Annotated in this window: 8 protein-coding genes; 4 read left to right on the top strand and 4 right to left on the bottom strand. The window is 62.5% G+C overall.

Annotation, left to right across the window (positions count from 1 at the left end; genetic code table 11):
- Nucleotides 1-111 precede the first annotated feature (111 nt).
- Nucleotides 112-534 carry a nucleoside-diphosphate kinase gene (ndk, locus tag AADA04_RS04360; RefSeq protein ID WP_340692019.1) on the bottom strand — a complete coding sequence of 141 codons (423 nt, stop codon included), beginning with the start codon at nt 532-534 and terminating at the stop codon, nt 112-114.
- A 146-nt stretch (nt 535-680) separates the two neighbouring features.
- On the opposite strand from ndk, the gene AADA04_RS04365 reads away from it, so the two are divergent.
- Entirely contained in the window at nt 681-1,016 is a 336-nt protein-coding gene (locus AADA04_RS04365) for a zinc ribbon domain-containing protein YjdM (protein ID WP_340692020.1), read from the top strand.
- Here the strand turns inward: AADA04_RS04365 and AADA04_RS04370 are convergent.
- Genes AADA04_RS04370 through AADA04_RS04380 form a run of 3 tightly spaced genes read right to left on the bottom strand, consistent with a single transcriptional unit; the run spans nt 1,013 to nt 3,675 of the window.
- Nucleotides 1,013-1,735, bottom strand: a complete 723-nt coding sequence (locus AADA04_RS04370) for a type II CAAX endopeptidase family protein (RefSeq protein WP_340692021.1) — start codon at nt 1,733-1,735, stop codon at nt 1,013-1,015. The two genes, AADA04_RS04365 and AADA04_RS04370, sit on opposite strands and share 4 nt — an antisense overlap.
- Entirely contained in the window at nt 1,732-2,205 is a 474-nt protein-coding gene (locus tag AADA04_RS04375) for a DNA polymerase III subunit chi (RefSeq protein WP_340692022.1), read from the bottom strand. The genes AADA04_RS04370 and AADA04_RS04375 overlap by 4 nt, the downstream gene beginning before the upstream one ends.
- 3 nt (nt 2,206-2,208) lie before the next feature.
- Nucleotides 2,209-3,675 carry a leucyl aminopeptidase gene (locus AADA04_RS04380; RefSeq protein WP_340692023.1) on the bottom strand — a complete coding sequence of 489 codons (1,467 nt, stop codon included), beginning with the start codon at nt 3,673-3,675 and terminating at the stop codon, nt 2,209-2,211.
- 120 nt (nt 3,676-3,795) lie between these two features.
- Here AADA04_RS04380 and AADA04_RS04385 point away from each other — a divergent pair, with 120 nt between their 5' ends.
- The 3 genes from AADA04_RS04385 to AADA04_RS04395 form a co-directional block, all read left to right on the top strand.
- The gene (locus tag AADA04_RS04385; RefSeq protein ID WP_340692024.1) at nt 3,796-4,938 is read left to right on the top strand and encodes an LptF/LptG family permease; all 1,143 of its coding nucleotides are present in this window, start codon (nt 3,796-3,798) and stop codon (nt 4,936-4,938) included.
- A complete protein-coding gene (lptG, locus tag AADA04_RS04390) occupies nt 4,935-6,059 on the top strand; it encodes an LPS export ABC transporter permease LptG (RefSeq protein ID WP_340692025.1) in 1,125 nt (374 codons plus the stop codon). Before AADA04_RS04385 ends, lptG begins: the two co-directional genes overlap by 4 nt.
- Before the next feature lie 67 nt (nt 6,060-6,126).
- Nucleotides 6,127-6,281, top strand: a 155-nt coding sequence (locus AADA04_RS04395) for a toprim domain-containing protein (RefSeq protein ID WP_340692026.1), incomplete at its 3' end; no start/stop codon positions are given.

Below are 6,281 nucleotides of genomic sequence, written 5' to 3' on the forward strand. Positions count from 1 at the left end.
CACCCAAACCACCTCCCAAGCGCCCCCCGCAGGCGCCGCGCGTGCAGGCACAAAAAAACCGGAGGGCGAAACGCCATCCGGTCTTTCCGTCTGCAAGATCAGCAGGAAGCCTTAGCCGACGATCTGGTCAGCCGTGAAGAATTGCGCGATTTCGATGCCGGCATTCTCTTCGGAGTCCGAACCGTGCACCGAGTTTTCGCCGATCGACAGGGCGAACAGTTTGCGGATCGTGCCGTCAGCGGCGTCAGCCGGGTTAGTCGCGCCCATCACGTCGCGGTATTTCGCAACAGCGTCGTCAGCTTCCAAAACCTGAACGACGACAGGTGCCGAAGTCATGAACTCGACCAGTTCACCGAAGAAAGGACGTTCCTTGTGAACACCGTAGAATTGCTCGGCCTGGGCCTGGCTCATCTGAATGCGGCGCTGGGCGACAATGCGCAGGCCAGCCTTTTCGATCACGGCATTGACGGCACCGGTCAGGTTACGCTGGGTCGCGTCGGGCTTGATGATAGAGAAAGTGCGCTGGACAGCCATGGAGAAGTTCCTGTTGTGTGGGAAATGGAGTGTTGGCGCGGCCTATAGCGGCGCCTGCCCGTCGGGGCAAGCATTCAGGGCGGCGCTTGCACAGGTGCTGGATGGGGCTTAGGGGCGAGTATCACGCCCGATCAAGGATCCCCATCATGAGCACCCTGCCACCCTGCCCCAAATGCCAGTCCGAATTCACCTATGAAGACGGCCCGATGCTGGTCTGCCCGGAATGCGCCCATGAATGGACCGCCGGTGAAGCCGCCGAGGCTGGCGACAAGGTGGTCAAGGATTCCAATGGCAACCCGCTCGCCGATGGCGACACGGTCACCGTCATCAAGGATCTCAAGCTCAAGGGCAGCTCGCTCGTCGTCAAGCGCGGCACCAAGGTGAAGAATATCCGCCTCGTCGACGGCGACCACGACATCGACTGCAAGATCGACGGCATCGGCGCCATGGGCCTGAAATCGGAGTTCGTGAAGAAGGCCTAGGCGCCGGCCTCGCGGCGCGCCTGCCGGCGATAGGTAAAATAGGCGAGGCTGAGTGACATCGCGTCGACAAGCACGTGCAGCAGGATCGGCAGGAACAGCGATCCCGTCGCCCAATAGACCAAGCCGATGACCGCGCCCAGGATCGCCGTGCCGACCGTGCCGCCCCAGCCCTGATAGGCGTGCGCCATGCCGAACACCACGGCCTGTACCGCGATAACCGCGTAGACCGGCATGACGAAAGCCAGCATCCACATCACGAACCCGCGATAGGCAATTTCTTCCGCGACGCCCGCGCTTAGGGACAGGGCCATGCCCCATCTGTGCTGTCGCGGCGTCTTCGGCAGGAAGGGCGCCAACTTTCCATAGGCCTTCAGGCGCGCCGCATCGCCTCTCCCGCTGACCCGTCCGCCCAGCAGGTTCAGCACCATCCCGATCAACAGGGCCGCGGCGATGAAACTGCCGATCCTGAAATGGCCCGCCAGGTTGGGATCCCTGAACCCCAGCGCGCTCCAGTCCCGTCCCAGTACAAACCACGTGGCCAGGACGCTGGCCGCGATCACGCCATGAAACGCCATCGTCTTCATGTATTCGGCGGAAAGGATGTCCGTGTCGGCAACCGATTCACGCCGCAGGAAAGCCCGGTGATCGAACCATCCCCAAACCGGCACGAACACGGCGAGGAATGCGAACACGGCCCAGTCTGCCGGAATGATGGTCACACGCCCGCCTCGCTCCAGCCGCCCTTCGGCGTCTGCTGGAAATAGCGCGTCACCAAGCCGGCATCCTTGGCCGCCTTGAACTGCGCCCGCGCCCTTGTCCGCGCGCCGCTGTCGCCATCGTCGAACATCACCATGCAGCGCGTATAGGGCGCGTCCACCGGCACCTCGACGCCGTCCATCAGCACCAAAGCCGCCGCGCCGTTCACATTGTCCGCCTTCGCCGACAGCAGGATGGGCTGGCGTTTGGCATCCAGCCCCGGTGCCTCGGCCTGGCCATGCGGCAGGAAGCTCTTGTCCTCATAGGTCCACAGCGCTGCGTCCAGCGCCGCCCGGCGCTCGGCATTGGGCGAGACCGCCAGCACCCGCCAGCCGGCCTCAAGGCATTTCGCCATCAACGGCGCCGCCGCCTGCTCCAGCGTCGTGCGGGAGAGATGGTAGAACCACCATTCAGGCGCCGGCGTATCCGCCACTGACTAGTCCTCGTAGTTTTCAGCGATCCAGCGGTCGAGCAGGCGCGGTCCGAAGCCGGACGCCCAGCTGACATCCAGTGCCGCCTTCTCGCCTTCAACCCAAGCCACACCGGCAATATCCAAGTGCGCCCATTTCACGCCGTCCTTCACGAACCGCTTCAGGAACTGCGCCGCCGTGATCGAGCCAGCCGCCCGGCCACCAATATTGCGCATGTCGGCAAACTTGGATTTCAGCAGGCTGTCATATTCAGGCCCCATCGGCAGGCGCCAGACGCGCTCTCCTTCGGTCATGCCGGCCTTGCTCAGTTCATCGGCAAGATCGTCACTGCCCGTGAACATGCCCGCATGATGATGGCCCAGCGCCATCACGATGGCACCGGTCAACGTCGCAAGGTCGACCATGGCCTTCGGCTTGAAATGCTCCTGCGCATACCAGATCACGTCGCACAGCACGAGACGGCCTTCGGCATCGGTGTTCTGGACCTCGATGGTCTGGCCGCTGGCCGATTTCAGGATATCGCCGGGGCGGATCGCATCGCCATCCGGCATGTTCTCGACAAGACCGACCAGGCCGACGACGTTCACTTTCGCCTTGCGGGCTGCCAGCGCCCGCATCGCGCCGGTCACAGCCGCTGCCCCGCCCATGTCGCCGCGCATGTCTTCCATGCCGGGTCCGGGCTTCAGCGACACGCCGCCAGTGTCGAAGCAGACGCCCTTGCCGATCAGGATCACCGGATCCTCGCCCGGCTTGCCGCCGTTCCATTTCATGATGCCGAGCTGGCTTTCCTTGCGCGAGCCCTGCCCGACGCCCAGCAGCGCATTCATGCCCAGCTTCGCCATGTCCATCTCGCCGAGGATCTCCACCTCGACACCGAACTCGGACAGGTCCTTCAGTTTCGCCGCAAAGCTTGCCGGATACAGGTCGTTCGGCGGTAGGTTCACCAGGTCCCGCGCCAGCATCGTACCCTCTGCAGCCGCCTCCAGCGGCGCAAAGGCGGCTTTTGCGGCCTTGGCATCGTCCACAACCACGGTCACCGAAGTCAGGCTCGGCTTCTGGTCGGGCTTCTGTTTGGTGAAATATGTATCAAAACGATAGGCCGCGAGCTTGGCGCCCAGTGCGACCCTTGCGGCATCCTCGGCACTGCCCACATGCACGGCCAGGGATTTGAACCCGCTTTTGGTCTGCGATTTTACGAGATTGGCCCCGATGGACTCCAGAATCCGCGCATCGCGTTTCTTCGGCTTTCCGCCACCAATCAGCACGGCGCGCCGGGAATCACTGCCCTTTGGCAGCACGATCAAGGCCTGCTGGTCCTTCTTCCCGTCAAAGCGCGCTCCGGTCAGGGCTTCCGTCAGCAGCCCGCCAGATGCCGTGTCCAGGCTCGCCGCACCGGCCGGTAAACCGTCGCCTTCATCAACAATGAAGGCAACAATGTCAGCCTTGGCGGCATCGGCGAATGTGATTTTCATGTGAGTATTCTCCATTTGTGACGGAAACTAAACGTCGACGTGCGCAGTGCAACTCGTTAGCTAAGAAAAAAATGACCTGTTTCAGGCAGGCTTACCGGAAAATGTTTCCCAATTGAGCGTATGAGCAAAGTCCAGACCTACCTTTTCTACGAAGTCTTGCGGGCCGTGCTCATCATTGTCGGTGGCCTCGCCATGCTTGCGCTCCTGGCGCAAGGCTTGTCACGCACCGATCTCATCCTCGAAAACCGCCAGTCTGCCCTCACCTATTTCTATATAGTGATGCTCGGCGCGCCGCAGGTCATCGCGCTGCTAACGCCGCTCGCCCTGTTCGTGGCCGGTGTCTGGTCACTCAACCGTATCCACAAGGACAGCGAGATCGTCGTCGCCCAGGCTGCTGGCATGACACCGTGGCAGATCGCATCACCGATCATGCGCCTCGCCGTCCTGTGCACCGTGGCCCACCTGGCTGTGAACCTCTGGGTCCAGCCCGCCGCCCAGCGCGCCATGCGCGAAACCGTGTCGGTTGCCCGCGCCGATCTTGCCGCCGCCCTGATTCGCCCCGGCCAGTTCACCAGCAATGGCGAACGCCTAACCTTTTACGCCCGCGAGCAGATCAATGGCGAACTGCGCGGCGTGCTGATCTCGGACATGACAGATCCGGAATTCCCGACAGACATCCTGGCCCGCAGTGCAGCGCTGGTTGAAGTGGAGGGTCGCCCGACCCTGCTCCTGCGCGATGCGATCAGCCAGCAGCTTGATGACAACCAGCAACTCTCGATCCTCGAATTCGAACAGTACATGTTCGATCTCACGGATTTCATGAAAGAGGATTCCGACCTCGTCCTGAAAGCCTCCGACAAATACCTGTATGAACTCTTCTTCGTCGACCGATCGAACTATTTCGAGGCCAAGGAAGCCGACAACCTGCTCGCCGAGGCCAATGCGCGCCTCACCACGCCACTGCTCAACATGGTGATGGCGATGATTGCCGTGTTCGCCGTGCTTGGCGGCGATTTCAGCCGCAAGGGCTATGGCAAGCGTATCGCACTGGCCGGCGCCGGCGCGATCGTCGTGCTCATCGTCCAGCTGGCGCTGCAATCGTCTGCCGCAGACGATCCGTCACTCAATATTCTCCAATGGCTGTTGCCCATCGGCGTATTTGGCGTGCTCGCTTACATCTACTTCCATCGCGGGCGAAAAATCGGGCAGGTCGACCGCCCCAACCTTGACCGGATCCTTCCGGGCAAAGGGGCGCCTGCATGAATTTCACCTTTTCCCGCATCCAGCGCTACATCCTGCGCGAATGCCTCAGTGGCCTCGTGCTCGTGCTGGGCGTGCTGCTGCTCGCCATCCTGATGATCGACGTTGTCGAACAGCTGCGCACGGTTGGCGGCGACGTGAAGCTCAGCCTCGCTGGTGCCCTCCGCCTGTCGCTCATGAAGCTGCCACTGATCATGGAGCAGACCCTGCCCTTCGCCATTCTCGTGGCGTCGATGCTGGCCTTTACCCGCCTTAACCGCCGGTCAGAACTCTCCATCATCCGCGCCAGCGGCATCTCGGCCTGGCGTTTCCTCGCCCCGGTCATCGTCATGGCCCTCGTGCTCGGAATCTTCACAACCACGGTGCTGAACCCCTTCGCCGCAAAGCTCACGGAATCCTTCGAGCTTGAGCGCGCCCGCCTGCTCGATAACGGTCGCGAGGCCATGGCTGTCTCCGATACCGGCGTCTGGCTGCGCCAGGGCGACGATTCCAGCCAGATCGTGATCCATGCCCGGCGCGTCGAGGAAGGCGGCATCGTGCTCGTCGACGTCAAGATGATCGAGGAAGAGCGCCTCTTTGCCGGCAACCGGCCAACCAATGACTATACGTTCGTGCGCCGCATCGACGCGACCCGCGCCTATCTCCGAAACGGCTTCTGGCAACTGGAGAACGTGGTCGAGAACGTCCCGAACCTGCCGCCGGAGCGCAAGGCGAACCTCGCCATCCCGACCTCGCTCGACGCCGTCACCCTGCTTGACAAGTTTGCCTCGCCCAACACGATCGGCTTCTGGAACCTGCCCCGCTTCGTCAGCCAGACCCAGGCGGCGGGCCTCGATGCCTCGCGCTACAAGATGCGCTGGAACAGCCTGATGGCCACGCCGGCCCTGTTCGTGGCCATGGGCCTGATCGGCGCTATTGTCTGCCTGCGCCTGTCGCGGCTTGGCGGCACATCGCGCCTGCTCGCCATCGGGTCGCTGATGGCTGTAGGCCTCTATTTCTTCACCCAATTCTCGTCCAGTCTCGGGGCCACCGGGGCGGTGCCGCCCGTGGTTGCGGCCTGGAGCCCGCCCCTGTTCGTGCTCTTCTGCACGCTCACTTTCCTGGCCTATCGCGAAGACGGCTGATCCAGTTCCGGCCTTGACAGGCGGCGCCTGCCCATCCCATCACTCCCGCCCTTGAAGAGGTGCCCCCATGAAACTTGTCGTCGTCGAGTCGCCCGCGAAGGCTAAAACGATCAACAAATACCTCGGCAAGGACTACAAGGTTCTCGCCTCCTACGGTCACATCCGGGACCTGCCATCGAAGAATGGCTCGGTCGATCCTGACAATGATTTCGACATGATCTG

The organism is Hyphomonas sp. (genome assembly GCF_037969335.1).
Taxonomy (GTDB): Bacteria; Pseudomonadota; Alphaproteobacteria; order Caulobacterales; family Hyphomonadaceae; genus Hyphomonas.

Coding starts and splice junctions, on each gene's coding strand:
- AADA04_RS04380 (WP_340692023.1), bottom strand. CDS start 3,675: ATGAAAATCACATTCGCCGATGCCGCCAAGGCTGACATTGTTGCCTTC.
- AADA04_RS04365 (WP_340692020.1), top strand. CDS start 681: ATGAGCACCCTGCCACCCTGCCCCAAATGCCAGTCCGAATTCACCTAT.
- lptG (WP_340692025.1), top strand. CDS start 4,935: ATGAATTTCACCTTTTCCCGCATCCAGCGCTACATCCTGCGCGAATGC.
- ndk (WP_340692019.1), bottom strand. CDS start 534: ATGGCTGTCCAGCGCACTTTCTCTATCATCAAGCCCGACGCGACCCAG.
- AADA04_RS04385 (WP_340692024.1), top strand. CDS start 3,796: ATGAGCAAAGTCCAGACCTACCTTTTCTACGAAGTCTTGCGGGCCGTG.